Origin of the sequence: Agrobacterium vitis, assembly GCF_013426735.1 — a bacterium.
Taxonomy (GTDB): domain Bacteria; phylum Pseudomonadota; class Alphaproteobacteria; order Rhizobiales; family Rhizobiaceae; genus Allorhizobium; species Allorhizobium vitis_D.
Window position 1 is genome coordinate 3025433 of record NZ_AP023272.1, and the last position, 25871, is coordinate 3051303.

Below are 25871 nucleotides of genomic sequence, written 5' to 3' on the forward strand. Positions count from 1 at the left end.
AGACAGAGCCCGCATTCACCGATTTGTGTAGTGCGCTGCACGCTTTCGCCCTGGTTTGAGCCACCATACCCCTCTTGACTTTACGCAGGCAGAGGCGCAGCTAATATGAACGGGCGGGAGATTTCCGCACGGATATCAACGGAGTCATCGATAAGATGCCAAGCGACAGTAGCAGTCGATTGTCCATGCCGTACGCGGTCGCCCTGCTCTGACGGTTCCGTCAGCTTGCCGGTCGGTTGCGTTACGGCGGATCGACGGAAAGGCAAGCATAATGAACATCCAACGCCTTCCTCTGCGGGCCGGTCATGCTGCCCGCCACCTTCTCAACGACAGCCTCAATGTCGTTACCGTTACGGACCGGATCGAACAGCTAAATGCGCTGGACACCTCCGAGGCCGCCGCCATGCTGGCAAGCCTGCCGCAGCCAAAGGCGCTGCGCGTCATTGCCCGCCCCGAACTGGTGCATGCTGCCGACATCATCGCGGCTCTTCCGGTCGATACAGCCGTGCGCCTGCTGAAAGCCACTGCCCACGACCGGGTCGCCGACATTTTTCAGGCGATGGACGACCGCTGCCGGATGGTGATTTTTTCGCGGCTCGATGCGGCCACGGCCCATGCCGTCGAACACCTGATGGCCTATCCGCAGCGCACCGCCGGATCGATCATGACGACAGAATTCGTCAGCGTGCCCGATGATTTCACCGTGGCCGAAACACTGGCCCATGTGCGGATGGTGGAAAACGCCAGCGAGACCGTCTATGCGATTTATGTGCTGGACCGTATCACCCGGACGCTTATTGCCGTGGTCACGCTGCGGCGGCTGATCACCGTAGAGCCGGAGGCATCCATCCTTTCCGTTGCCCAATGTCATGGCGTCGTGCATGCAAGCCCGTTGATGACACAGGAAGAAGTGGCTCGTCTGATCCGCCGCAACAATCTGCTCGCCCTGCCCGTCACCAACGATACCGGTCAGATGCTAGGCATTGTCACGGTCGATGACGTGATCGACACAATGATTGCCGACACGACTGAAGACGCCCAGAAATTCGGCGGCATGGAAGCGTTGGGCAAGCCCTATATGCAGATCGGCTTTGCCGGCATGATCAAGAAGCGGGCCGGCTGGCTCGCCGCCCTGTTCCTCGGCGAAATGCTGACCGCCAGCGCCATGCAATATTTTGAAGGCGAGCTGGAAAAGGCCGTGGTGCTGACCCTGTTCATTCCGCTGATCATGAGTTCCGGCGGCAATTCCGGCTCGCAGGCCACCTCGTTGATCATTCGGGCGCTGGCGGTGGGAGAATTGAAGCTCTCGGACTGGTGGCGCGTTGCCATCCGTGAATTGCCCACGGGCATGACGCTGGGGACCATTCTCGGCCTGGTTGGTTTCGTTCGCATCGCGCTGTGGCAGCATATGGGTCTCTATAATTACGGCGACCATTGGTTGCTGGTTGGCTTCACCGTGTTTGCCGCCCTGATCGGCATCGTCACCTTCGGCTCGATGGCAGGCTCGATGCTGCCCTTCCTGCTGCAACGCCTGCGCCTCGACCCCGCCAGTGCCTCGGCCCCGGCCGTGGCGACGCTGGTGGATGTGTCAGGGCTGGTGATCTATTTTACGGTTGCGCTGGTGATCTTGAGCGGGACGCTGTTGTAGGGAGTGATTTGGGAGGAGGCCGCCCGCGGATTGGCTAGGGCGGCTTCGCGCGTCATTGCATGCTCGTTGGGGTTTGAGGCAACCCGAGTGGTCTGATTTTGACATTTGATCCTCGAGGGCCCGGCAAATGGGTATCAAGTGTTAAATTCATTTCACTAGGCCGCACACTCATAAACCGGGTTTGCAAATCGGCCTGATTTTGATTCACTGAGGGCTTGATTTGGAGGCCTCTCATGACCCGTCGCCGGTTTGATCTCACCGATTTCGAATGGACTGTCATCCAGCCCTTGTTACCCAACAAGCCGCGTGGGGTGCCACGGGTTGACGACCGGCGGGTGATCAACGGCATCTTGTGGCGGTTTCGGACAGGTTCACCCTGGGCAGACGTTCCTGATCGATATGGCCCATATACAACCTGCTACAACCGGTTCGTGCGATGGCGAAAGGCGGGTGTCTGGGATCATGTTCTGGGCGAGATTTCCAAGGCTTTCGACGGCGATATCGTTATGATCGACAGCTCCTGTGTCCGTGTTCATCAACATGCGGCCACGGGAAAAAGGGGGATCAACACGATGGCTGCATGGGACGTTCCCGTGGCGGCTTGACCACCAAAATCCACGCCGTTGTCGATGCCGATGGCCGACCGATCCGTCTCGCACTCACAGCCGGTCAAGCCCATGATGGTCGCATGGCAGAACCATTGTTACAGACAATCTCCAAGGGTGCGATCCTGCTGGCGGACAAGGCCTACGATACCAACGCGATCAGAGCATTTGCAAAGCAAAGGCAGGCATGGGCCAATATTCCTGCCAAGAGCAATCGGAAGGGAAGCTTCCCTTTCAGCCAATGGGTTTACCGACAGCGCAATCTCGTTGAGCGTTTCTTCAGCAAACTCAAACAGTTCAGAGGCATCGCAACCCGTTACGACAAAGACCCATTGAACTTTCTCGCCGCTGTCAAATTGGCAGCAGCAAGAATTTGGATCAGATCGTTATGAGTCTACGGCCTAGAGCATCGTGCCGAAAATCGGAATCGACACGATGCTCTAGAATGTTGTTTTAGCATCAGATTTTCCGAAAACCGGTTCCCACTTTTCGGTCCGATGCTCTAAGAAAACACAATCCATACATAAATCATTTCTTCCATAGGTCCGCCTATTAGGTTGTATTAACTATTTTTTTTCTATAAAAAGTTGTATTGCACGTACCTCTACGTGCAAATTACAAAATCAGACAATAGAAAAATATTGAGGTAATAAACATGGCCATTTATGATATGAAATCAACTAGCTCCAGAGTTTTTGCAAACGGATCGCATCCGACAATAACAATGAACGGTGATTTAGTTATTGTTGCTGGGTGGAGTTCAACAGCCAGTAGCAATCTATACTACTGCGTAGGAAATTGTTATGATACAGATATTCCTACCATAGGCTGGGGGGAGCAGCTAACATACGACGATGGAGACCAAGCCACCATTTCTATCAATGATAGCGGATATGCAGTATCCGTTCATAGATCTACCACAGATAGCAACAACTTATTCTATAGAGTTGGAAAAATTGACAAAGAGAAATATATTATCAATTGGGGTGAAAGCATTAAATTCAACGCTGGAACAGATCCCTTTTTATCGATAAACGAAAAAGTCGCGGTTGCTGTATGGTCCTCTACGGAAAGTACAAATTTATATTATAGCATTGGAACAATAGATACAGATAAACTCACAATAAAATGGAGTTCTGGCGTTAAATATGATGCAGGATTACATCCTACCGTTAGCATCAATAAAGAGAATGACGTCATACTTGGACACGCGTCAGGGAGTAGCACAAACCTTTACTACCAGTACGGAAGTGTCACCGCTGATCTTACGCAATTGAAACTTGTTCATAATAACAATTACGACAAAGGCGATTCCAATGATCTTACAATCACTGATGGTGGTGTCATCTGGGAGTCGCATAAGAGCAGCAATGACGACGATGCTTTTTACAAGCGTGGTACGGTCACCAACGATACAATAACTTGGGATACACTGAACTATACCGTTGACCGCACCACGAGTATCCGGATATCCAGCCTTCAGACTCTATCAAGCCAGACGCAGGTTGGAGTCAGCATCCGACTAATCGATGGCAATATCGAAACAGTAATACAAAAAATTACGAAAACAGATTAATACTGTCCCTTAGCGATATTGCGAGCGTCACCCAGAAATAGTATAGAGTAAAACGGCAATCGCCGTCTTCTACCCAGAGGATGAAACCGGCGGCGGTCTTAGCTCAACCGCCGCCCCTTCACCTCTCCCGCAAAATGTAATCCCGCGTCAGCGGCAGGATATTGTTTTTCTTGGCTATCTGGATCTGGAACACCACCAGGTCCTCGTAATGGAAGGCGGCTTCGGCGGTTGATAGATAATAGTCCCACATCCGGCAGAAGCGTTCATCGTAGAGGGCGGCTGCGTCTGCCCAACGGGCGGTGAAGCGGTCTCGCCAGTGGCGCAAGGTTTTGGCATAGTGGATGCGCAACACCTCGACATCCGTGATCGTCAGGCCAGCCTTTTCGATTTCAGGAACGATTTCCGAGAGCGCCGGAATATAGCCGCCTGGGAAGATATATTTATCTAGCCATGGCGTGGTAAAGCCCGGCGTTGCGGAACAGCCGATCGTGTGCAGCACCATCACGCCATCATCGGCCAGCAGCGTGCTGCATTTGCTGAAAAACGTCCTGTAGGCCGCAAGCCCGACATGCTCGAACATGCCGACCGAGACGATGCGGTCGAATTTGCCGTCCAGACTGCGATAATCCATCAGCCGGAAATCGACATTGGCTGCTTCTGTCGCAGGCTTGCGGGGCCGCTTGACCGCGTAGGCTAGCTGCTCTTCAGACAAGGTGACGCCAACCACCTCTCCGCCGACAGCCCTATTGGCCAGATGAAGGGCGAGACCGCCCCAGCCGCAGCCAATATCCAGCACACGGTTTCCCGGCTTGAGGCGTAGCTTGGCGGCAAGATGGTCTTTCTTGGCGCGCTGGGCGTCGTCCAGGCTCTGATCATCGTGCTCGAAATAGGCGCAGGAATACTGCCGGTCTTCATCCAGAAACAGTTCGTAAAGCCGTGCATCCAGATCGTAATGGTGCGCGACATTCTGTTTGGATCTGGCGGGAAGATTGCGATGGCGAAAGATCCTGAACCGGGTCCTCACATCGTCGATGATCCGGGCGATCAGCGGATGGGTGGCATTTTGCGCCTCCCGCAGCACCATGGACACAAAATCGAACATGGTTCCCTGATCGACAAAGAACCGTTCATCCATATAGAGTTCGCCCAGCCGCATATCGGCATCGATCAGAAAAGCCCATTGCGCGCGCGTATCGGCGAAGCGAACCGTGACAGGGGAACCCGTGCGGTCACCAAATGACAGCGTCTTGCCGCTGACTGTCACAATATCCAGACACCCAATGGTGACGATGCGCGACAGCGCCGAGGCCAAGGCCCAATCTGAAATGGCGTTAAAAATGGATCTTGGTGGTTGTTTCAAGCGGTCTGCATTTCCGGGATGCACAGCCATGATCTTCAACAGCCCTTACAGTCTGTCGGAGAAAAGTTAATGCGATTTTCCCGAAAGACGAACGAGAACAAAGGAAGTGTGAGTTTGCTTGGCTTGCAAGGGAAACCTGCATACCTAACCAGGCAATATGTAAGAACAAATTATGCGCAAAATGTGAAAATTCTCAGGCAACCGTAGAATGCGCAGTTTTTTATATTACACGTCACGCAGTAAACCATGTCGAAACATAGAAAAGAAAATCATATTTACTCTTGAGAATATAATTAAAAAGGCCGGGATCACTCCCGGCCTTTTGTATCAGACGCCTTCAATCCGGCGGACCCAGCCATGCGGGTCATTGCTCTTGCCGCGCTGGATATTGACCAGTTGCTCGCGGATTTTCAGGGTGGCTGGCCCGGTTTCGCCATTGCCGATCACAAAGCCACCATCGGTGAATTTGACCTCGCCGATGCCAGCCACCACAGCGGCCGTGCCGCAGGCGAAGGCTTCTTTCAGCTTGCCGCTTTTGGCATCCGCCTGCCATTCCTCGAAAGAATAAGGGCGTTCATGCACTGTCATGCCTTGGTCTTTGATGAGCGAGATCAACGAATTACGGGTAATGCCCGGCAGGATGGTGCCGCCTAGAGGCGGCGTCACCAGTGAACCGTCGTCCATGACGAAAAACACGTTCATGCCACCCAGCTCTTCCAGCCACTTGTGCTCGGCGGCATCCAGGAAGGCCACCTGATCGCAGCCATGCTCAACCGCTTCCTGCTGGGCAATCAGGCTTGCCGCATAATTGCCGCCGCATTTGGCGGCACCGGTGCCGCCGGGAGCGGCGCGTGTGTAGTTTTCCGAAACCCAGATCTTCACCGCCTTGGCGCCGCCCTTGAAATAGGGGCCGACCGGCGAGGCGATGACACAGAAAATATAATCTCGTGCCGGGCGCACCCCCAGAAAAGCTTCGCTGGCGAACATGAAAGGCCGCAGATAAAGGCTGCCCTCACCGTCTGGAATCCACTTCGCATCGGCCTTGACCAGTTTATCGATGGCTTCGAGAAACAGCTCCTCGGGAATTTCCGGCATCGCCATGCGTCGTGCAGACTCGTTGAAACGGCGGGCATTTTCGTCCGGGCGAAACAGCACGACGCGACCTTCCGCCGTACGGTACGCCTTCATCCCCTCGAAAATTTCCTGGGCGTAATGCAGCACCGCGGCTGCCGGATCGATGGCAAATGGCCCGCGCGCGGTAATCTCCGCCGAATGCCAGCCCTTCACCACATTCCACTGAATCACCGCCATATGGTCGCTGAATAGCGTACCAAAGCCCAGGCTCTGGAACGCCTCAAGGCGCTCTGCTTCCGGCATGGGGTTCGCATTCGGCTTGACGATGAATTCCGGCTTTGCAGTTGCGGCAGACATGACAGGTGATCTCCTCAAATCAGTCAATAGGTCAATATTGCTGACCTATTGACGTTTCGTATAGACGATCACCAGCTTTCGCAAGGCATTTCAAGTGCAAACCGGTACGGTTGATAAAAATATCCAACCAACGGCCTTATGCAGGCAGTAAGTCCGTGCGAACCGCCTTACCCGAACATTACATGTTCGGATAAACCGGCCCTTCGCCGCTCCCCTTGACGGAGGTCCGTGCGAACCGCCTTACCCGAACATTACATGTTCGGGTAAACCGGTCCTTCGCCTCCTTGTGGCGGCACCCAGGTGATGTTCTGGTTCGGGTCCTTGATGTCGCAGGTCTTGCAGTGAACGCAATTCTGGGCATTGATGACGAAGCTCGGTTCGCCCTCCTTCTCCACCCATTCATAAACCCCGGCGGGACAGTAGCGGCTGGAAGGTCCGGCATAGACGCCAAGCTCGGAGCTCTTCTGCAGCGCCATGTCCTTGACCTTGAGATGCACCGGCTGGTCTTCCTCATGATTGGTGTTGGACAGAAACACCGAGGACAGGCGGTCGAAGGTCAGCACGCCATCCGGCTTGGGATAATCGATCTTCTTATGCTGTGCAGCCGGTTCAAGGCTCTGGGCATCGGTCTTGCCATGTTTCAGCGTGCCGAAGACAGAAAAGCCGAGAAGCTGGTTGGTCCACATATCCAGCCCGCCCAGCGCCACGCCGAGCACCGTGCCGAGTTTCGACCACAGCGGCTTGACGTTTCGCACCCGCCGCAAATCCGTGCCGATTTCGCTGCCGCGCCAGCTGTTTTCGATCTCAACCGGCTCATCATTGGCGCGGCCCGCCGCAATTGCCTCGGCAATCTTTTCCGCCGCCATCATTCCCGATAGAACAGCATTATGGCTGCCCTTGATGCGCGGCACATTGACCATGCCCGCCGAACAGCCCAGCAGCGCCCCACCGGGGAAGGACAATTTCGGCACCGACTGATAACCGCCTTCGGTAATCGCCCGCGCTCCATAGGAAATCCGCTTGGCACCCTCAAAGGTTTCACGGATCGCCGGATGGGTCTTGAAGCGCTGGAACTCCTCGAACGGATAGAGATAGGGGTTCTTGTAGTTCAGATGCACGACGAAGCCGACCGCGACCTGATTATCCTCGAGATGATAGAGGAAAGAGCCGCCGCCAGTTTTCATGTCCAGCGGCCAGCCGAACGAATGCTGGACCAGGCCGGGCTTATGGTGCTCAGGCTTAACCTGCCACAGTTCCTTGATGCCGAGGCCGAATTTCTGCACATCGCTCTCGCGTGACAGATCGAATTTGGCGATCAGCTGCTTGGCAAGCGAGCCACGCACGCCTTCGCCGATCAGCACATATTTGCCCAACAATTCCATGCCGCGCGTGTAACTGGAACCGGGTTCGCCGTTCTTCTCGATGCCCATATCCCCGGTGGCAACACCGATCACCGCGCCAGCCTCGTTATAGAGCAATTCGGTGGCGGCAAAGCCCGGGTAGATCTCGACACCCAGCGCCTCGGCATGGCCCGCCAGCCAGCGACAGACATTGCCAAGCGATACAATGTAATTGCCGTGATTGTTCATCAGCGGCGGCATCAGAGCATTGGGCAGGCGAATGGAGCCTGCGGGACCGAGAAACAGGAAATGGTCGGCGGTGACTTCGGTCTTGAACGGATGATCGGCTTCCTTGCGCCAATCCGGGAGAAGCTTATCGACGCCAACCGGATCGACCACAGCCCCGGAGAGAATATGGGCGCCGACTTCCGCACCCTTTTCCAGCACGACAACCGTCAGATCGGGATTGACCTGCTTGAGGCGAATGGCAGCCGAAAGACCCGCAGGCCCCGCACCCACAATCACCACGTCAAATTCCATGCTCTCGCGCTCGGGCAGCTCTTGTTCGCTCATCGTTGTTCTCCGCTCGGCTTTTTCCCCAGATGGACCTCTTCCTTGTCAAATCAAACCGGGCTTGTCGAGCCAGGTTGCGACAGGGCAAGGCGTGAAATCCCTGCTGGGTGCTATGAGGCGCAAGAATATCTTCCGTTTACGTGCACGTCAATTACTGTGATGCCGTGAAATGGATAACATGCTGACCACAGGATCTTATCGCTTTCTCTGCCTTTGATTTTGCATCCCCGCTTGTTAGGTTCGCGTGAAAATCGCATCGTCATTCACAAAAAGGAAGTCACAATGGATCTTGGCATTTCCGGCAAGCGGGCGGTTGTTCTCGCCGCATCTCGCGGACTTGGGCAAGGCATCGCCAATGCACTGGCCGCCGAAGGCGCGCATGTGCTGATCTGCGGACGCACAAAAGACAAGCTCGAGGCCAATTGCGCTGACATCGTCAAGGCTGGCGGCAAGGCGGACTATGTGGTGGCGGATCTCTCGGATACTGATTTCGTCGCCACCCTCGTTGAAGCGATCGCCGCAAAACTCGGCGGCATCGACATCCTCGTCAACAATACGGGTGGGCCGACCCCAGGCACGGTGGAAGACATGGACGATGAAAAGCTCCACACCTTCTTTCAGTCCATGGTGGTGCGGATCATTACGCTGACCAACGCGCTGGTTCCCCAGATGAAGGCACAGGGCTTCGGACGCATTCTCACCGTTGCTTCGTCTGGCGTGATTGAGCCAATCGCCAATCTGGCACTCTCCAACACGTTGCGCGGCGCGTTGGTCGGCTGGAACAAGACGCTGTCTTCCGAAATCGCCTCCTTCGGCATCACCGCCAATCTACTCCTGCCTGGAAGGATCCATACCGACCGGATTGATGAACTGGACGGCGCCAATGCCAAACGCCAAGGTAAAACGCTGGAAGAGGTTCGCGAAAGCTCGATCAAAACCTTCCCGATAGGACGGCTTGGCAAGGTGGAAGAATTTGCCGCCGCAGGTGCTTTTCTCTGCTCCGTCCCTGCCGCATACATCACCGGCACAATGCTGCGGGTCGATGGCGGCGCCGCCAAATCTCTTTGAACACAGTAGCCCAATAGCCGTATTTAGTGACGAACGAATGTTACTGTCACTAAATACGGGTTTATTACAAGAATTTAAGGATAACTCACCGCGAGTTGATCGATAGTGTGCGTCTCTGTTATTTTCGCGGTGCATTAATTCAATAATGATAGGATGAACGACCAGCTCAAGCTTTATCAGGCCCTGACACATGAAAAAATTCTGGACCGCCTCCAGCATCATCGCAATCCTTGCCGTCGGCGGGTGGATATATCGCGACCATATTCCTTATCTCGACAAGGTTCCGTTTCTGAGCCAAGCCAGCCAGACGGCGGGCCACAAACCGGGTGCCGAACAGGCAACGGCCCAAGCCAATGGGCAGTCCTCAGATCGGGCCTCAGCACAGGAAGCTGGCAAACCGACTGGCCAAGGGGGCGGAAAGAGTGGCGGCCGGCGCAATGGCGGGCCAGCATCGGTCAAGACCGTTGCTGTCAGCATGGGCAATCTGCCAATGGATGCCACGGCGACTGGCTGGGCCGAAGCGGAGGATACCACGACACTGGCGGCCCTTAAGAGCGGTCTGCTTCAGGACGTGATCGCCAAGGACGGACAGGAAGTAAAGGCCGGAGATCTGATTGCCCGGCTGGATGACCGGATCGCAAAGGCGACGGTGGACAAGGACCAGGCCAATATCGTTTCCGACCAGGCCAGCCTGGCCGAATACGAGGCTGCCTTGACGCGTGCGGAAAGCTTGCTGAAGCAGAATGCTCAATCACAGCAGGCCTACGAACAGGCAAAGGCGTCGCGAGATTCGGCCGCCGCCAAGGTTGACGCCGATAAGGCAACGCTGGCCTCCGATATGGTCGACCTGGAGCACATGAAAATCCGGGCCCCCTTCGATGGCCGGCTCGGAAGTATCCAGCTCAGCATCGGCGCCTATGTCAGCGCCGGAACCGCCATCGTCAGCATCACCCGTTACAACCCGATCTATGTGAAGTTCCAGATGGCGGAACGCTACCTGCCGCAATTGCATCAGGCGTTTGCCGGCAAGGATGTTGTGGTCGATGTCGATCCAGCCTCGACCGGCGGCGTGCCGGTTCAAGGCAAGCTGTCCTTCTTCGACAATAGCGTGGACACCTCCTCGGGGACTATTCTCGTCAAGGCAGAGTTTCAAAACGACAAGGGCATTCTTTGGCCCGGACAGAGCGCCAATGTTACTGTTCGCTTCCAGACCGAAGACCGCAACATCCTCGTGCCAACTGTCGCGGTTCGCCCCGGCGCCGAAGGCTTCTTCGTCTATACGGTCAACAGCGACAGCAAGGTCAAGGCAACCAAGGTTTCCGTCCTGCGCGCTAATGGCGATATGACGGCGATTGCCTCGGGTCTCAAGGAAGGCGATCACGTCGTGGTGGAAGGCCAGGTGCAGCTTGCCGACGGCCAGACTGTTCTGGAACAGTTTGCCGGCCAGAAAGTGGCTGAAAACGAGCCGAAGGATATCACCCGATGATCCCTGCTTTTTGCATCAATCGGCCTGTTGCCACCATTCTGCTGGCCATCGGCCTGGTTCTGGCTGGGCTTGCCGGTTATCGGCTTCTGCCGGTTGCCGCTCTTCCCAAGGTGGATTTTCCCACCATCAACGTGACGGCGACCCTGTCAGGCGCCTCGCCGGAAACCATGGCGACGTCGGTTTCCACCCCGCTGATCAAGCAGTTCGAGACCATCCCCGGGATCAGCGAAATCAGCGCGACCAACTCGCTGGGCAATTCCTCCGTCGTTCTCCAGTTCGATCTGAACCGTGATATCGATGCCGCCGCCGCTGACGTTCAGGCGGCAATTTCCCGCGCCAGCCGTCAGTTGCCCAGCAACATGACGTCAGATCCAAGCTATCGCAAGACCAATCCAGCCGATTCGCCGGTGCTGCTCCTGGCCATCAACAGCGATGAGATGCCGCGCAGTCAGGTGGATTCGATTGCCGAAAACATCATTTCCCCGCTGCTGTCGACGCTGAACGGCGTGGCGCAGGTCAGTATCTATGGCTCACAGACCTACGCGGTGCGGATCGGCGTCGATCCCGCCAAGCTGCAAGCGCGCGGGCTTGGCGTCGACACGCTGACATCGGCGATTGTGGGTGCCAATAGCCAGGTGCCAATCGGCACCTTGAATATGGCAAACCAGTCGCTGACCATCAACGCCAATACCCAGCGCACCAATGCCGAGGAATTCAAGTCCCTGGTGATTTCCACCAGCAATGGCGCCCCCATCCACCTATCCGATGTCGCCAATGTGCGCGACAGTGTCGACAATCTCGACGCGGGCAGTTGGTTCGATGGCAAACAGGCAATCATTCTTGCCATTCAGCGCCAGCCTGACGCCAATACCGTCGAAGTGGTCGATGAGATCATGGCAAAGCTGCCTGCCCTGCAAAAGCAGCTACCGCCTTCGTTGAAGATCAATGTGATGAACGATTCGTCAAACTCGATCCGCGAGGCGATCCATGACGTTCAGTTCACGTTGTTCCTCACCATCGCCCTTGTTATCCTGGTCATCTATCTGTTCACCGGCCATCTGACCGCGACCCTTATTCCCGGTCTTGCCGTGCCACTTTCGCTGATTGCCACCTTTGGTGGCATGTACGTGCTTGGCTACAGTATTGACAATATCTCACTGCTCGGCCTGACGCTGGCAGTCGGTCTGGTGGTGGATGACGCTATCGTCATGCTGGAAAATATCCTGCGCCATGTCGAAGAAGGCATGCCGCCGCTTCAGGCTGCCCTTAAAGGCGCCGGCGAGGTCAGCTACACGATTATTTCCATGTCGATCTCACTGGTGGCGGTATTCATTCCTATCCTGTTGATGGGTGGTGTTGTCGGACGCCTGTTCAATGAGTTCGGCATGGTCGTCACCATGGCCATTCTGTCTTCCGCCTTGGTGTCCCTGACGGTTACGCCAATGCTTGCAGCCCGCATTTCCTCCCACAGCAGCCGCCCACCGCTGATCGTGCGCTGGTTCGACGCCGGTTTCGCCAAGACGCAGAGCGGCTATGACAAGTCTGTTCGCTGGTGTCTCAACCACCGCTTTGTGGTGATGATGGTCTTTGTCGCCTCCATCGCAGGCTCCGGCTGGCTGTTCCATACGCTGCCATCCAGCTTCTTCCCACAGGAAGATATTGGCCGGCTGACGGTCAGCACCCAGGCCCGTGAGGATATTTCCTATGCGGCCATGCGCGATCTTCAGCAAAAGGTCGCTGACGAATTAAAGACCAATCCGGCTGTCGATCATGTCACCTCCATCGTCGGTGGCTCAAGCCGCAGCCCGCTCAACAACGGCACGATCTTCGTCCAGCTGAAACCGAAAGATGACCGTCCGCCTCTCGCTCAAACCCTCAACGAGATGCGACAGAAGCTGTCCAAGATCGCCGGCATGCGCAGCTATATCACCCCACAACAGAATCTGCGCTTCGGTGGCCGCAGCACCGCCAGCCAGTATCAGCTCGTCGTCCAGGCACTGAGCACGACAGCAACCGATGAATGGTCATCGAAGATCCAGGCCGCTATGCGTCAGGACCCGTTGTTTACCGATGTGACCAGCGATGCGCAGAACAATGCCATTGCCGCCGACATCAACATCGACAATGGCAAGGCCGCCGCTTTCGGTATTACCAACGACCAGCTTCGCAAGACGCTGGAAATGGCGTTCAGCGGTTATAATGCTGCCCAGATTCAGTCTACCGGCGACAGCTACGATGTCATCGTCGAGTTCGACAGGAACAAGCCATGGGACGACGAGTTCCTGCGCGATATCCTGGTGCGGTCTTCTTCCACGGGAACGCTGGTGCCGCTGTCAAACTTCGCCACCGTCAAGCGTCATAACGCGCCTGTCACTGTCAACCAGACCGGCCAGCTGGTCTCGACCACAGTGTCGTTCAATCTGCCCGATGGCATATCGCTGAGCGACGCTACCGCCCGGATTGATCAGATCAAGACCGAGATTGGCGTGCCCAATGACGTCTTCACCTCCTATGGCGGTACGGCGGCGATTTTCCAGCAATCGCAAAGCAATACCGGCCTGTTGATCCTCGCCGCCGTCCTGACGATCTATGTGGTGCTGGGCGTATTGTATGAGAGCTTCATCCATCCGCTCACCATTCTCTCCGGCCTGCCAGCGGCGGCTTTCGGGGCGCTTCTGGCCTTGAAACTGCTGAATTTCGACATGTCGGTCATCGCACTGATCGGCCTGTTGATGCTGATCGGCATCGTCAAGAAAAATGCGATCATGATGATCGACGTGGCGGTGGAATTGATCCGCGAGCATGGCGAGACACCGGCAAAGGCCATTCACGAGGCCTGTGTGCGGCGTTTCCGGCCGATCATGATGACCACTTTCTGCGCGCTTCTCGGAGCCCTGCCCATTGCGCTTGGCCACGGTGCCAGTTCCGAACTCCGCCAGCCACTTGGCATCGCCGTTGTCGGCGGCCTGATCGTCTCACAATTGCTCACACTGTTCATCACACCTGTCATCTTCGTGGAAATGGACAGGTTCGGCAAATTCCTGACCCGGCTCGTTCGCCGCGACAAGGGTCACCACGCGGCAAACAGCGAGGATCAGCCATCCAAACCAGCCATGGCGGCTGAATAGCGGGAGCAAGTCAAATGATTGTCGTGCGTTGGGCTTTAACAATTGTCGGCTTGCTGGCCATCGCCATGGGCATTCTGTGGATGGCGCAGGGTGCCGGGATTTTCCCCTACCCACAATCCAGTTTCATGATCAACCAAAGCCCCTGGATCATCTGGGGGGGCTTGCTGGCCCTGTTCGGCCTTGTCCTGACCTGGGGGTCGGGCCGGATTTTGCGATAATCTCGCGCAGTTCATAATTGCCGCTTCAAAGCGCCGCGTTTGACCGAACGCGGCGCTTTCATCTGTCAAGTCGTAGGCGTGCTGGCAGCGGCTCTTTCTGGAAATCGATCCTTGCATCCTGCCCCAGCCTGTGTCATCAGGCCCGCTCGTTAAGCAAAGCCCCTCTCAGGCAGAGGCGCGCCCGCAACCGTCCAATCATTCACGCCAATAGACAGGCATCAGGGAGCAGCAGCCATGGCAAACGCGCTTGGGCTTGATTTCGGCACGACCAACACGGTCCTGGCACAGAGCATCGGCGAGACCACCACCCATTCGGTGCAGTTCACCTCCATGGCCGGAACCACCGACAGCATGCGCACGGCGCTGTCCTTCATGAAGGATGCCCAGCTTGGCGCGCGTGCCCTGAAGGTGGAGGCCGGGCAAGCCGCCATTCGCCAGTTCATCGACAATCCCGGCGATTGCCGTTTCCTGCAATCAATCAAGACCTTTGCCGCCTCGGCGCTGTTTCAGGGTACGCTGGTCCATGCACGGCGGTTTCAGTTCGAAGACCTGATGGAAGTATTCCTGAAACGGCTGGAAGCCTATGCTGCCGATGGCTGGCCTGCGACTGCCAGCCGCATCGTCGCGGGCAGGCCCGTGCATTTCGCCGGTGCCTCCCCTGATCCCGAGCTTGCCATGCGCCGCTATAACGAAGCGCTGACCCGGCTCGGCTTTCCGGAAATCCATTATGTCTATGAGCCGGTGGCCGCGGCCTTCTATTTCGCCCAGCACCTGACGACGGATGCCACCGTGCTGGTCGCCGACTTCGGCGGCGGCACCACCGACTATTCGCTGATCCGGTTCGAGCGCAAGGCAGGCGTGCTGTCGGCAGTGCCAGTCGGCTATTCCGGCGTCGGATTGGCCGGTGACCAGTTCGATGCGCGGATCATCGAGCATCTGGTGGCGCCAGAAATTGGCAAGGGCAGCCAGTTCAAGAGTTTCGACAAGATCCTGGATATTCCAAGCAATTATTACACCAGCTTCTCGCGCTGGAACCAGTTGTCGGTGTTCAAGTCCTCAAAGGAATTCGCCGATCTGAAACAATTGGTACGCCAAAGCCTCGCCCCCGACAAACTGGAGCTGTTTATCGATCTGGTCGAGCATGACGAAGGCTATCCACTCTACCAGGCGGTATCCTCCACGAAAATGGCGCTGTCTGCGGCGGATGAAGCGGAATTCAACTTCTCGCCCCTTGGCGCGGCCGGCCGCAAGACCGTCAAACGTCAGGATTTCGAGAGCTGGATTGCCGACGATCTCACCCGCATCGAATCAGCACTCGATGATGTTCTCACCCGGACAAACACCGAGGCAGGCGCCGTGGACAAGGTGTTTCTGACCGGCGGCACATCCTTCGTTCCGGCAGTGCGACGAATCTTCACTGAGCGCTTCAGCCAGGACCGCATCGAGAGCGGCGGCGAAATGGTATCGATTGCCCACGGACTGGCGCTGATTGGCGATCGCGACGATATTGCTCTTTGGACCGCATAACGGGGAGAAAATACGGTTTTCTGTTCCTTTCTGCCAATTGCTTGTCTAGAACAGACCAATGATTGCCGCTCAGGACATGACTGCCGCCGAACTTGCCGCCCTTCTGGCTTTTCACGCCGAAGCCGGGGTCGATTGGCTTGTGGAAGATGCGCCTGTTGACCGGATCGCACAATTTGCAGCAGAACGGCAGGCACGGACCAGGGGTGCGCCACAACAGGCCCCAGTTCAGACCCCAGTTCAGGCCCGGGACCAACGGACCTCAGATCAGCGGACTGCGACCGCCCCTGTCGGTTCGCAGAATGGCCCTGCCCTCAACCGCGACCGCCCGGCGCCTCGGCCTGCTGCATCGACACCGCTTGCCATTCCCGATGAAACGGCAATCAACGACGCCCGGTTTGCCGCCGAGAGTGCTCGTTCGCTGGCTGAGTTGAAAGCGGCTTTGGAAGGATTTTCCAGCTGCAATCTGAAGACCAGTGCCCGCTCCACCATCTTTGCAGAAGGCCCCGCTGAGGCAGGCATCATGGTGATCGGCCCCATTCCGTCAGCCGATGACGATCGCGAAGGTCTGGCCTTTTCCGGCCGGACTGGCGCGCTTCTCGACCGGATGCTTGCTTCCATTGGCCTTCGTCGCGACGCGCTGCTATTGACCACCGCCATTCCCTGGCGCGGCCCTGGTGACCGCATGCCGACCCCGGCTGAAGCCGCCATCTGCCGACCCTTCATAGAGAGACAAATCGCACTGGCTGAACCGAAAGCCGTTCTCCTGCTCGGCAATTTCACCGCCCGGTTCTTCTTCGGTGGAACAGCGACAATCCATTCGATGCGCGGAGAGTGGCGTGACGTGGCCGCAGGCGGTCACGGCGTTGCCGCCATGGCAACCTTTCATCCGCAGGAATTGCTGCAAGCCCCGGCCACCAAGGCTCTAGCCTGGCGAGATCTTCTCGCCTTCCAGCAGCGATTGGCTTGACACGCAGCTTGCGACGATTGCCGGTTATTCGCTTTCTCAACGAACCCATGCGCAAACCGCATGGCAGTCATCATTTTAGAGCCATTGAATTTTCTATATTGCAGTGCAATATATTCACTGTTGCAGGTGTTTGTCGGACATGAATGGTCGGCAATCGCCGCACAGTCTTGGGAGGACCCTTTACAGGAACCAGGACGATGAACCGGAAACGCATTACACGGCCAATCCATAGCAAGTTCGAAACAGTGCGCGGGCAAATCCGTTCGCTTAAGGGCCTGCATAGCTATTACCGCATGGGCTATGTCGCCTGCGAACAATTGGCCTCTACGGCCTGGATACGATTGGAAAGAGACATTCGATGACCCACAGTTTCGACAGGACAAAGACCAGACGCCTCGCAATCCGCCCGATGCGGGCTTTTCAACAGATCCACGCGGCGGTCAGCGCATCGCGCGATTTCAGCCGTTCCGCCCGCACCGACGGGGATGACACCGTGCTGCAGGCAGCCATTCCATTTTAAACTGATCCCGCTTTAAAGCAGGACGGCAGTTTTCATCTGGAATGGATTTTGACTGCCACATCCTTGGTTGCGGCGTTTCGTTCAGCATCCTCTGCTTGATACCGAACGCGCTGCCGCAATTGGTTCGTTTTGCGGATGTGCTTGTTCCACTCCTGCGGCCAGCACCAACTCTTTTTCAAAGACCGCATCTAGAATAGCTGATTTGCGCGCCAGCCAATCGCGATATTCCTGATAGAAGTCTGCCGCCAGCCAAATATGGCTGGCCCGACCCGATCCGTTACGGCGAATGCAACCGTGTTGCTCGGCCTTTCTCAAAGCCCTTTGCAGATGGGTTCGTGACATGACGAAACGTTCTGCCATGGCCGGGATGTCAATTGTCCCCAAATCGTAGAAATCATCCTCAAGGACTGCATTGGGTGTGAGGGATATGAACCTATCCATCACCAGAGCACCACTTTCCGTCCAAAGAAACAGGCCGATACGCTCACCTGGCTCACGCCATTGCCGATCATCAAGGCACAGGCGCGCGAATTCCGGCTGAACCAGGAAAAGCAATTCTGGACGCTGCCGAAAGTGCTGCAATCGCTCACCACCATCGACATGATCGAGCACGGCGAGATTAACGCCAAGCCATCGCTGCATGGCGTCAATGCTGGCCTCGCTTGCCTCAAAACTGCGCGGACGCTTGGCGCTGGCGGGGTGAAGGCGGATGAAGCGATAGGATAGCAATTGATCGACATAGGTCAGAACCGTATTGCGGCTGGCAATTTCGGTCTGGCAAATCCAGTCCACCAAGCCGCTGGCCGTCATTCCAGGACCGCTACTGCGTCCCGCCAGGTGATCCGCATAGAGCGCAAAGGCGGCTTGGGTCATCATCCAGCGCTGGTGCGAAACAAGCGCACGCGCCAATCGTGGCGTCTCATCGAACTGATCGCCGAACTGTGCCGCCATGACAGCTATCGCCTCGGCGAAGCGCCAGGAGGATGCAAGCGTTGCAACAGAAAGCGCCATGGAAAATCCCAAGTTCAGCAATACATGAATAAGGAAAGCAGCAAAAGCCTATACCAAGCGAGCCATCGCCACCTACATCATTAATTTTTTATTGATCATAACAACAAAACCCGCCCTATTGCCAATCAATTCTTGTGAGCTCCACCACAATTGCCAGGAATACAAGGAGATGCTTAACCTAAAAATGATTGATAGGGTCATGCCATTTGAAATAGTGTCATTTTTACAAAAACAACATTATCCAAGCTACGTCATCCTCATTCAAACGGCGCGTGTCCGTTGTAGAGAGGCGATATTATACCATGTCACAGTCGACTTTGGAGCATCTTTTCACTACAGGGTCCTTTATGGCTCCCTATCGCACGTATCCCAGCGTTCCGAGCAAGGACCTTTCCAGAACGCATAACACGGAAAACCACTGAAAATGGCTCTTCGTATTCCACTTTTGCGTATCTTAAGCCTTCGGTGCGTTTGAGGGATTCAAAATTCATACAAGGCGAGGATGCGTCAGCATCTTCGATGCCTTGTTCTATAAAGCATGCTGTTGCCTGTCATATCTGCGGCATAATCTTCGCCGTAAGTGGGTCCCAGTTAGAGTCGCTTCCCAATCGCAGCCCCATTCCTGTTCGGACCATGCCATGATTGCCAGTCTCGCCTCCATCGGCGCCCTCATGCTCTCAACCCTGCTGATGATGGCTGGATTCGGGCTGATGAATTACATGCTGCCAATCCGGGCGATTGCCGAAGGATGGTCGACATTCACCATTTCAATCATCGCTACCGGTTATACATTTGGCTTCACCACATCCTGCGTCGTCACGCCTCGCCTGGTGCAGAAGGTGGGACATGTCCGGGTTTTTTCCGCCCTGATCACTCTCCTGACCATGTCAGTCCTACTCTGTGCCATCGTTGTCGACTGGCGGGCCTGGACCTTGTTCCGAGGCATTGCTGGCTTTGCCATTGCCGGCAGCTACCTGATCATCGAAAGCTGGCTGAATGAGCGCAGCAACAATGAAAACCGTGGCGGATTGTTTTCCATCTATATGATTTCCTGCCTGGTTGGCTCGATTGGTGGCCAGTATATCGTGCCGCTTGGCGATCCAAGCCAGGTGACACTGTTCGTCGTCTGCGGGCTGATTTTTTCCGCAGCTCTGTTTCCAACCGCTCTCTCCACCGCCCAATCGCCCGCACCACTGGCCCAGGCACGGTTCGACCTGAAGAAACTCTATATCCGCTCGCCCATTGCGTTTGTCGGTTCACTGCTGTCAGGCGCTCTATCGGGAACCTGGAGCAGTCTCGGTGCGGTTTACAGCCAGCGGGTCGGTCTTTCGACGGCGGAAGGCGCGACCTTTCTGGCAGCCGTGCTGGCCGGAGGCGCCATCGCGCAGATGCCGCTCGGGCGGCTGTCCGATCGCATGGACCGCCGCCGCGTTATGGTTGGCGCTGGCTTGTTCGGGGTGTTTTGCTGCGCGGTGATGATCGTGCTGGGCGGAATTTCACCATTGGCGCTCTATATCTGCGGCTTCTTTGTCGGCACCGTGCTTTATCCGGTCTATTCACTCAATGTCGCTCATGCCAATGATATGGCCGACCCCGATGAATATGTGACGATTTCCAGTGCCATCATGATTCTCTACGGCTTCGGCACCGTCACCGGTCCGCTGGTGACAGGCGCAATCATGCAGGGCGTCGGTCCCAACGGACTGCTATTCAGCCTCGCCATCAGCTTTCTTCTCTACGCAGGCTATGCAGCATGGCGGATGCGACAGCGCAGCGCTGTCCCTGACCAGCCCGGCAAGACCGAGTTTCAGGCCTCCTCCATCCCGCTCCAGGGCACGGAAGCCGTCTCCAGCAAGATCACCGATCTCTAACCCAATGCGACTCAGACACCAGGGGTGGATGCCTTGCGCGCCGCACGGCGCTCGAGTCCCAATTGATGCTCGCGCAGGATGATGAAAATTCCCGCACCCGCCACGATCAGCGTGCCGACCAGGGTGTGAATGCTCGGAAGGTCGTCAAACAGCAGATAGCCGATCAACGAGCCAAACAGGATGGAGCTGTATTCGAACGGCGCAATTGTCGAAATATCGGCATGGCGATAGCTTTCCGTCAGCAAAATCTGGGCGAGGCCGCCGCAGATCCCCGCAAAGGCCAGGAGACCTAGCTGGCGGGCAGAAAGATCGTTCCATCCGAATGGCAGACTGACAAGCGATATCAGCGCCGCGATGATCGAGAAATACAACACGATCGTGGCCGTTTTTTCTTCACGAACGAGTTGGCGGACCTGCAACATCGCTGCGGCTCCAAGCGTAGCGGAGGCGAGCACGGCAAGCGTCCCCATGCCAACCTCGGAACCATAAAACCCGTCCTGCAACAGGGTCAGCTTCGGCCAGGAAATAATCACCACACCGACAAGGCCGATGGCAACCGCCGACCAGCGATAGAGCCTGACAGTCTCGCCCAGGAAAACCGCAGCAAACACCACGGCGATCAGCGGCATGGCATAACCGATGGCAATAGCATCCGGCATCGGCAGATGCACGAGGCCGTAAAAGCCGCAGGCCATGGCGGCGATGCCAATCAGCCCGCGCTTCACATGCCCGAACACATTAGCCGTCCTCAAGCCGGTCCTGATCTGTCCCAGGTAGGCAAGATAGGCCAGGATGGGAATGAGCGCGAAGGCGGAGCGATAGAAAGTGATCTGTCCTGCGGGCACGTCATCACCTGCCAGTTTGATCGCCGTCTGCATGGCAACAAAGACCGTAACAGAGGCGACCTTGAACACAATGCCTCTGATCGGGCCTCTGATCGGATCCGCCGATACTTCACTGTTCATGATGCTGGACTCACAAGGCCGGCTGATATGCGGGCCATGACATCAGGGAGACGACCGGCCATGGGGTATCAGCCAGCACGTCAGATAGCTCGACCATTGCCGATTCGGACCAACCGCGCAAGAACAAGGTCAGCATTCACGAACATTACGGCATTGCAAACCTGCGAAGCGCGCTGTAGTTGGGCAACCAATAATACTATCGCAACCATAACTAAAAATTACAAAATTATCACTTATAAATCATATACTTAAATCAATATCACAAAAATCATTAATCTATCCTCGAAAACAAATCGCACCCAAAAACAATAGATTTTAATTTATTCTTACTTAACCAAGTCATGCGTTACTTTGTTGCAAAGCAATATATTATTTTTCTTCCCACTTTGGGTCATCGCGCCCCTGGCTTCAGGATTTATCGCCATGTCAAATTCGCCAGCACCCCTCCGCCAGAACCGGGTCGTGAACGCAACGCCTCGCTCCATGCGGCTGATCACCGAAAGCATTGGCGGTGATCTCGAAACATTCAGCATGAACAATACATTGGTGGTCAAGCAGATCCGCCTGCTGGCGATCAATGCCCTGATTGAAGCGGCGCGCGCCGGTGATACGGGCAAGGGCTTCGCGGTCGTGGCCAATGAAGTTCAGCGCCTGGCTCAAAGTGCAGCCGACATCGCCAAACAGTTCGAGGACAATGTCCTGAGTCGCATAAAGCTTGGCAGGGCCATGGCCGATGGTCTGGTTCAGGAAATGGAAGGTGTGCGGCTGACCGATCTCTGCCTGACGCTGGTACAGTTCATCGTCCGCAATCTGTTCGAACGCACCGCCGATGTCCGCTGGTGGGCGACAGACACCGCCCTGTGGTCGGCGTTGCAAAATCCAAACATCGAAAACTTCAACCATGCCTCGGAAAGGCTGGGCGTCATCAATCGGTTCTACACGGTCTATCTCGACCTGGTGATGACGGATGCCAGTGGCCGTGTCGTCGCCTCTGCCAATCCGCGCTACCGAAACAATCTTCAAAACAAGAATTTTGGCCAGGAAACATGGGTCAAGGCAGCCGGTCAAACGAAAAGCGGCGACGACTATATCGTTGACGAGGTCAAAAAAAGCCCTCTGCATGACAACCGAGACACACTGGTCTATGCTACCGGAATTCGGACGGGAGGTCGTTCGGACGGCGAACTGCTGGGAATGCTTGGCGTCTATTTCGACTGGCAGGCCCAGGGCCAGGCCATTGTCGAAAAGGAAGCCAATCTGCCGCCGCATCTTGCCGACAAGACCCAGGTCATGCTGCTCGATGGCTCACTGCGGGTGATTGCCAGCTCCCATCCGAGCCGGATCTACACCCATTTCCCGCTGCACAATAGCCAAGCAAGCCAAAAAGGCAGTTACTATGATGACAGCGGAAACATCATCGCCTTTGCCAAAACTCTTGGTTACGAAGACTATGACGGTCTTGGTTGGTACGGCGTGATTATTCAACAAACCGAGGCGGATCAGGATATTCGCGCAAAGCTTGATATCGGTCTGTGACCCAGGGCAATACCCCGGTGGTTCCAGCTGAGACCTGCCGGCACACCCAAAGCCAGACCGCGGCCCAGGATATTTCTCGAGCATTTCCAACAAAAGTACAATGCGGCTTTGGCAAACGGAAATCTTTTAAAACAATGAGATAGCTCATTTTTCTGTTTTCGTGAGACAAGGAAATGATCTGGTGCCATCAAGAATAGACAATAATAGATCGGATTTTAGCAATCGTTCAGAAATTGATGTCATCATACCCATGAATTGCGCTGGCCCGTTCCATCGAAACGCTTGCGTATAGTCGATTTGCAATAGGACGATCAGGATATATTGATGCGTACAGAAACGGGCCAGGTTGTCAGCCTGGCGGATTATCGCCCGACCGAGTTTGTCCTGGAGCGAGTGGACCTGACTTTCGAGCTTGATCCAACAGACACAAAAGTCGAGGCCCGCCTGATCTTCCATCGTCGTGAAGGTGCCGATGTTGCCGCACCGCTGGTGCTGGACGGCGATGATCTGGTTCTCTCCAGCGTGCTGTTCGACCAGATCGAACTGGAGCCGGAGCGCTACAGCGCCACCGCGCGCTCATTGACGATCCGCGACCTTCCTGCTGCCGAACCCTTTGAGATCACCATTACCACGCTGATCAATCCTGAGGCCAATACCCAGTTGATGGGGCTTTACCGCTCAAACGGCATCTATTGCACCCAGTGCGAGGCCGAGGGCTTCCGCCGCATCACCTATTTCCCGGATCGACCGGACGTGCTGTCGGTCTATACCGTCAATATCATCGCTGACAAGCAAGCCAATCCGCTGCTGTTGTCGAATGGTAATTTCCTGGGTGGCGCAGGCTATGGCGAGGGCAAGCATTTTGCCGCATGGTTTGATCCCCATCCCAAGCCCAGCTACCTGTTTGCACTGGTGGCGGGCGATCTCGGCCTGATCGAGGACACGTTCACCACGGTGTCGGGCCGCGAGGTCGCGTTGAAAATCTATGTGGAGCACGGCAAGGAACCACGCGCCGCCTACGCCATGGATGCGCTGAAGCGCTCGATGAAATGGGATGAAGATGTGTTCGGGCGCGAATACGATCTGGATATTTTCATGATCGTCGCCGTGTCGGATTTCAACATGGGGGCCATGGAAAACAAGGGCCTGAATGTCTTCAACGACAAATATGTGCTGGCCGATCCGCAAACCGCCACCGATGCCGACTATGCCAATATCGAGGCGATCATTGCCCACGAATATTTCCATAACTGGACCGGCAACCGCATCACTTGCCGCGACTGGTTCCAGCTCTGCCTGAAGGAAGGGCTGACAGTCTATCGCGATCACCAGTTTTCCGCCGATCAGCGCTCACGCGCCGTCAAGCGCATCGCCGAAGTCCGGCATTTGCGCGCTGAGCAGTTTGTAGAGGATTCCGGACCGCTCGCGCATCCGGTACGCCCGAATACCTACAAGGAAATCAATAACTTCTATACAACCACCGTCTATGAAAAAGGCTCTGAAGTCACCGGGATGATCGCCACCATCCTCGGGCCGGACCTGTTCAAGGCTGGGATGGATCTCTATTTCGAGCGCCATGACGGCGATGCGGCAACGGTCGAGGATTTCGTTGCGTGTTTTGCGGAGGTCTCCGGGCGCGACCTTACCCAATTCTCTCTCTGGTATAATCAGGCCGGTACGCCAAATGTGACGGTATCCTGCGACTACGATGCTGGCACGAGCCTGTTTACTGTCGAGTTGGAACAAGTGATCCCGCCGACACCCGGCCAGCCAAACAAGCAGCCTATGCATATTCCGCTGCGCTTTGGGCTTCTGGCGGCAGATGGCACACCACTCGATACAGCAGCTGTGGACGGTGGTGAAATTAGCGGCGACGTGCTGCATCTGACAGAACGTCGGCAGGTATTCCAATTTTCAGGCGTGAAGGAACGTCCGGTCCTGTCGCTCAACCGGGGCTTTTCGGCACCCGTCATCCTGCATTTCAGTCAGACAAGTGCTGATCTGGCGCTGATCGCCCGCCACGATAGCGACCTGTTCTCCCGCTGGCAGGCGCTGACCGACCTCGCCTTGCCGGTTCTATGCGACAACGCACGCCAGTTCTCCACCAAGAGCGGCACAGACAAGAGCGCAACCGATAAAGCATCCATCGCGGCAAGCGATGCCCTGAAACAAAGCCTGCTTGCCATCATCGCCGACGATGCACTTGAGCCTGCCTTCCGCGCCCAGGCGCTGGCGCTACCGAGCGAAGCCGATATCGCCCGCGAACTGGGCAGCGACATCGACCCGGACGCCATCCATCAAGCACGCCAGGCGGTGCTGGCGGATATCGCCACTGAGGGCGCGGATCTATTTGCCCACCTCTACGACAACATGGCAACTGAGACCCCCTACAGTCCGGATGCTACTGCCGCGGGCAAAAGAGCGCTGAAAAATGCCGCGCTTGGCTATCTCGTTCAGGCTAAAGGCGAGCCGGCCAAGGCCGCCGAGGCCTATGGCAAAGCCGACAATATGACCGACCTGTCGCATGCGCTCGGCGTTCTCGCCTATCACTTCGGCGATACGGAAGAGGCGCAGGCAGCACTGGCCAATTTCCAGACCCGGTTTGCCCAGAACGCATTGGTACTGGACAAGTGGTTTTCCATCCAGGCCACCATTCCGGGACACGGTGCGCTGGAACGGATTGAAGCGCTCATGCAAAATCCGCTGTTCAACGCCAGCAATCCAAACCGTGTTCGCGCGCTGATCGGCAGCTTTGCCTTTTCCAACCCGACCTGCTTCCACCGCGCCGATGGCAAGGCCTATGACTTTCTTGCCGAGGAAATTCTGGCTATCGATAAGCGCAATCCGCAGCTTGCCGCCCGCCTGCTGACCTCGATGCGCACCTGGCAAAAGCTTGAGCCCGTTCGGGCAGCCAAGGCCAGGGCGGCCCTTGCCCTTATCGAAAGCTCAAACGGCCTGTCCAACGATGTCCGAGATATTGTTGAGCGGATGCTGAAAGGCTGAATGCCTCCCGTTTTCGGTCTTCCCAAAGGGGCGGTCGC

The 25871-nt window shown here is 56.1% G+C and carries 19 protein-coding genes; 14 read left to right on the forward strand and 5 right to left on the reverse strand.

All coding sequences use genetic code 11. The features are described from left to right. The first annotated feature begins 271 nt into the window (after positions 1-271). From mgtE to H1Y61_RS14155, 3 genes are all read left to right on the forward strand, one after another. Positions 272-1648 (forward strand): magnesium transporter, encoded by a 1377-nt coding sequence (mgtE, locus tag H1Y61_RS14145; protein ID WP_071204753.1) that lies wholly within the window; start codon positions 272-274, stop codon positions 1646-1648. 233 nt (positions 1649-1881) lie between these two features. Continuing rightward, positions 1882-2645 (forward strand): IS5-like element IS869 family transposase gene (locus H1Y61_RS14150; protein WP_139192301.1). Its coding sequence is split into 2 segments (ribosomal slippage): positions 1882-2197 and positions 2197-2645, totalling 765 coding nucleotides; the frame shifts between segments, so codons are not numbered across the junction. Between the two features lie 263 nt (positions 2646-2908). After that, the gene (locus H1Y61_RS14155; protein WP_174110375.1) at positions 2909-3829 is read left to right on the forward strand and encodes a hypothetical protein; all 921 of its coding nucleotides are present in this window, start codon (positions 2909-2911) and stop codon (positions 3827-3829) included. 118 nt (positions 3830-3947) lie between these two features. On the opposite strand, the gene H1Y61_RS14160 is transcribed toward H1Y61_RS14155, so the two are convergent. The 3 genes from H1Y61_RS14160 to H1Y61_RS14170 all read right to left on the reverse strand — a co-directional run bounded on the left by H1Y61_RS14160 (position 3948) and on the right by H1Y61_RS14170 (position 8533). Further along, positions 3948-5219, reverse strand: a complete 1272-nt coding sequence (locus H1Y61_RS14160) for a class I SAM-dependent methyltransferase (RefSeq protein ID WP_180572954.1) — start codon at positions 5217-5219, stop codon at positions 3948-3950. A gap of 297 nt (positions 5220-5516) precedes the next feature. Beyond that, positions 5517-6620: a branched-chain amino acid aminotransferase gene (locus H1Y61_RS14165; RefSeq protein ID WP_156597794.1), complete on the reverse strand. Its 1104-nt coding sequence runs from the start codon at positions 6618-6620 to the stop codon at positions 5517-5519. Positions 6621-6871: 251 nt separating this feature from the next. Then, entirely contained in the window at positions 6872-8533 is a 1662-nt protein-coding gene (locus H1Y61_RS14170; RefSeq protein ID WP_180572955.1) for an electron transfer flavoprotein-ubiquinone oxidoreductase, read from the reverse strand. Positions 8534-8815: 282 nt separating this feature from the next. On the opposite strand from H1Y61_RS14170, the gene H1Y61_RS14175 reads away from it, so the two are divergent. From H1Y61_RS14175 to H1Y61_RS14210, 8 genes are all read left to right on the forward strand, one after another. Beyond that, positions 8816-9601: an SDR family oxidoreductase gene (locus H1Y61_RS14175; protein ID WP_180572956.1), complete on the forward strand. Its 786-nt coding sequence runs from the start codon at positions 8816-8818 to the stop codon at positions 9599-9601. A gap of 190 nt (positions 9602-9791) precedes the next feature. Beyond that, a complete protein-coding gene (locus H1Y61_RS14180; protein WP_180572957.1) occupies positions 9792-11087 on the forward strand; it encodes an efflux RND transporter periplasmic adaptor subunit in 1296 nt (431 codons plus the stop codon). Beyond that, positions 11084-14215 (forward strand): efflux RND transporter permease subunit, encoded by a 3132-nt coding sequence (locus tag H1Y61_RS14185; RefSeq protein WP_180572958.1) that lies wholly within the window; start codon positions 11084-11086, stop codon positions 14213-14215. The genes H1Y61_RS14180 and H1Y61_RS14185 overlap by 4 nt, the downstream gene beginning before the upstream one ends. Before the next feature lie 14 nt (positions 14216-14229). After that, the gene (locus H1Y61_RS14190; protein WP_015915412.1) at positions 14230-14433 is read left to right on the forward strand and encodes a hypothetical protein; all 204 of its coding nucleotides are present in this window, start codon (positions 14230-14232) and stop codon (positions 14431-14433) included. Between the two features lie 234 nt (positions 14434-14667). Next, positions 14668-15960, forward strand: coding sequence for an Hsp70 family protein (locus H1Y61_RS14195; protein WP_180572959.1), 1293 nt, complete (start codon positions 14668-14670; stop codon positions 15958-15960). A 58-nt stretch (positions 15961-16018) separates the two neighbouring features. Further along, the gene (locus H1Y61_RS14200) at positions 16019-16927 is read left to right on the forward strand and encodes a uracil-DNA glycosylase (protein ID WP_180572960.1); all 909 of its coding nucleotides are present in this window, start codon (positions 16019-16021) and stop codon (positions 16925-16927) included. A gap of 197 nt (positions 16928-17124) precedes the next feature. Next, the gene (locus H1Y61_RS14205) at positions 17125-17289 is read left to right on the forward strand and encodes a hypothetical protein (protein ID WP_156535192.1); all 165 of its coding nucleotides are present in this window, start codon (positions 17125-17127) and stop codon (positions 17287-17289) included. Beyond that, positions 17286-17447, forward strand: coding sequence for a hypothetical protein (locus H1Y61_RS14210; RefSeq protein ID WP_174110329.1), 162 nt, complete (start codon positions 17286-17288; stop codon positions 17445-17447). Before H1Y61_RS14205 ends, H1Y61_RS14210 begins: the two co-directional genes overlap by 4 nt. 81 nt (positions 17448-17528) lie before the next feature. Here H1Y61_RS14210 and H1Y61_RS14215 read toward each other — a convergent pair whose 3' ends face one another. Next, positions 17529-18458 carry a hypothetical protein gene (locus H1Y61_RS14215; RefSeq protein ID WP_180572961.1) on the reverse strand — a complete coding sequence of 310 codons (930 nt, stop codon included), beginning with the start codon at positions 18456-18458 and terminating at the stop codon, positions 17529-17531. A gap of 638 nt (positions 18459-19096) precedes the next feature. Between H1Y61_RS14215 and H1Y61_RS14220 the strand changes: the two genes are divergently transcribed. Further along, positions 19097-20329, forward strand: coding sequence for an MFS transporter (locus H1Y61_RS14220; RefSeq protein WP_015915408.1), 1233 nt, complete (start codon positions 19097-19099; stop codon positions 20327-20329). An 11-nt stretch (positions 20330-20340) separates the two neighbouring features. Here the strand turns inward: H1Y61_RS14220 and H1Y61_RS14225 are convergent, their stop codons facing one another. Then, a complete protein-coding gene (locus tag H1Y61_RS14225; RefSeq protein ID WP_180572962.1) occupies positions 20341-21294 on the reverse strand; it encodes a DMT family transporter in 954 nt (317 codons plus the stop codon). Between the two features lie 423 nt (positions 21295-21717). On the opposite strand from H1Y61_RS14225, the gene H1Y61_RS14230 reads away from it, so the two are divergent. Continuing rightward, positions 21718-22830, forward strand: coding sequence for a methyl-accepting chemotaxis protein (locus H1Y61_RS14230; RefSeq protein WP_180572963.1), 1113 nt, complete (start codon positions 21718-21720; stop codon positions 22828-22830). A 324-nt stretch (positions 22831-23154) separates the two neighbouring features. Then, positions 23155-25833 carry an aminopeptidase N gene (gene pepN / locus H1Y61_RS14235; RefSeq protein ID WP_180572964.1) on the forward strand — a complete coding sequence of 893 codons (2679 nt, stop codon included), beginning with the start codon at positions 23155-23157 and terminating at the stop codon, positions 25831-25833. Positions 25834-25871 lie beyond the last annotated feature (38 nt).

Coding starts and splice junctions, on each gene's coding strand:
- mgtE (WP_071204753.1), top strand. CDS start 272: ATGAACATCCAACGCCTTCCTCTGCGGGCCGGTCATGCTGCCCGCCAC.
- H1Y61_RS14155 (WP_174110375.1), top strand. CDS start 2,909: ATGGCCATTTATGATATGAAATCAACTAGCTCCAGAGTTTTTGCAAAC.
- H1Y61_RS14160 (WP_180572954.1), bottom strand. CDS start 5,219: ATGGCTGTGCATCCCGGAAATGCAGACCGCTTGAAACAACCACCAAGA.
- H1Y61_RS14165 (WP_156597794.1), bottom strand. CDS start 6,620: ATGTCTGCCGCAACTGCAAAGCCGGAATTCATCGTCAAGCCGAATGCG.
- H1Y61_RS14170 (WP_180572955.1), bottom strand. CDS start 8,533: ATGAGCGAACAAGAGCTGCCCGAGCGCGAGAGCATGGAATTTGACGTG.
- H1Y61_RS14175 (WP_180572956.1), top strand. CDS start 8,816: ATGGATCTTGGCATTTCCGGCAAGCGGGCGGTTGTTCTCGCCGCATCT.
- H1Y61_RS14180 (WP_180572957.1), top strand. CDS start 9,792: ATGAAAAAATTCTGGACCGCCTCCAGCATCATCGCAATCCTTGCCGTC.
- H1Y61_RS14185 (WP_180572958.1), top strand. CDS start 11,084: ATGATCCCTGCTTTTTGCATCAATCGGCCTGTTGCCACCATTCTGCTG.
- H1Y61_RS14190 (WP_015915412.1), top strand. CDS start 14,230: ATGATTGTCGTGCGTTGGGCTTTAACAATTGTCGGCTTGCTGGCCATC.
- H1Y61_RS14195 (WP_180572959.1), top strand. CDS start 14,668: ATGGCAAACGCGCTTGGGCTTGATTTCGGCACGACCAACACGGTCCTG.
- H1Y61_RS14200 (WP_180572960.1), top strand. CDS start 16,019: ATGATTGCCGCTCAGGACATGACTGCCGCCGAACTTGCCGCCCTTCTG.
- H1Y61_RS14205 (WP_156535192.1), top strand. CDS start 17,125: ATGAACCGGAAACGCATTACACGGCCAATCCATAGCAAGTTCGAAACA.
- H1Y61_RS14210 (WP_174110329.1), top strand. CDS start 17,286: ATGACCCACAGTTTCGACAGGACAAAGACCAGACGCCTCGCAATCCGC.
- H1Y61_RS14215 (WP_180572961.1), bottom strand. CDS start 18,458: ATGGCGCTTTCTGTTGCAACGCTTGCATCCTCCTGGCGCTTCGCCGAG.
- H1Y61_RS14220 (WP_015915408.1), top strand. CDS start 19,097: ATGATTGCCAGTCTCGCCTCCATCGGCGCCCTCATGCTCTCAACCCTG.
- H1Y61_RS14225 (WP_180572962.1), bottom strand. CDS start 21,294: ATGAACAGTGAAGTATCGGCGGATCCGATCAGAGGCCCGATCAGAGGC.
- H1Y61_RS14230 (WP_180572963.1), top strand. CDS start 21,718: ATGTCAAATTCGCCAGCACCCCTCCGCCAGAACCGGGTCGTGAACGCA.
- pepN (WP_180572964.1), top strand. CDS start 23,155: ATGCGTACAGAAACGGGCCAGGTTGTCAGCCTGGCGGATTATCGCCCG.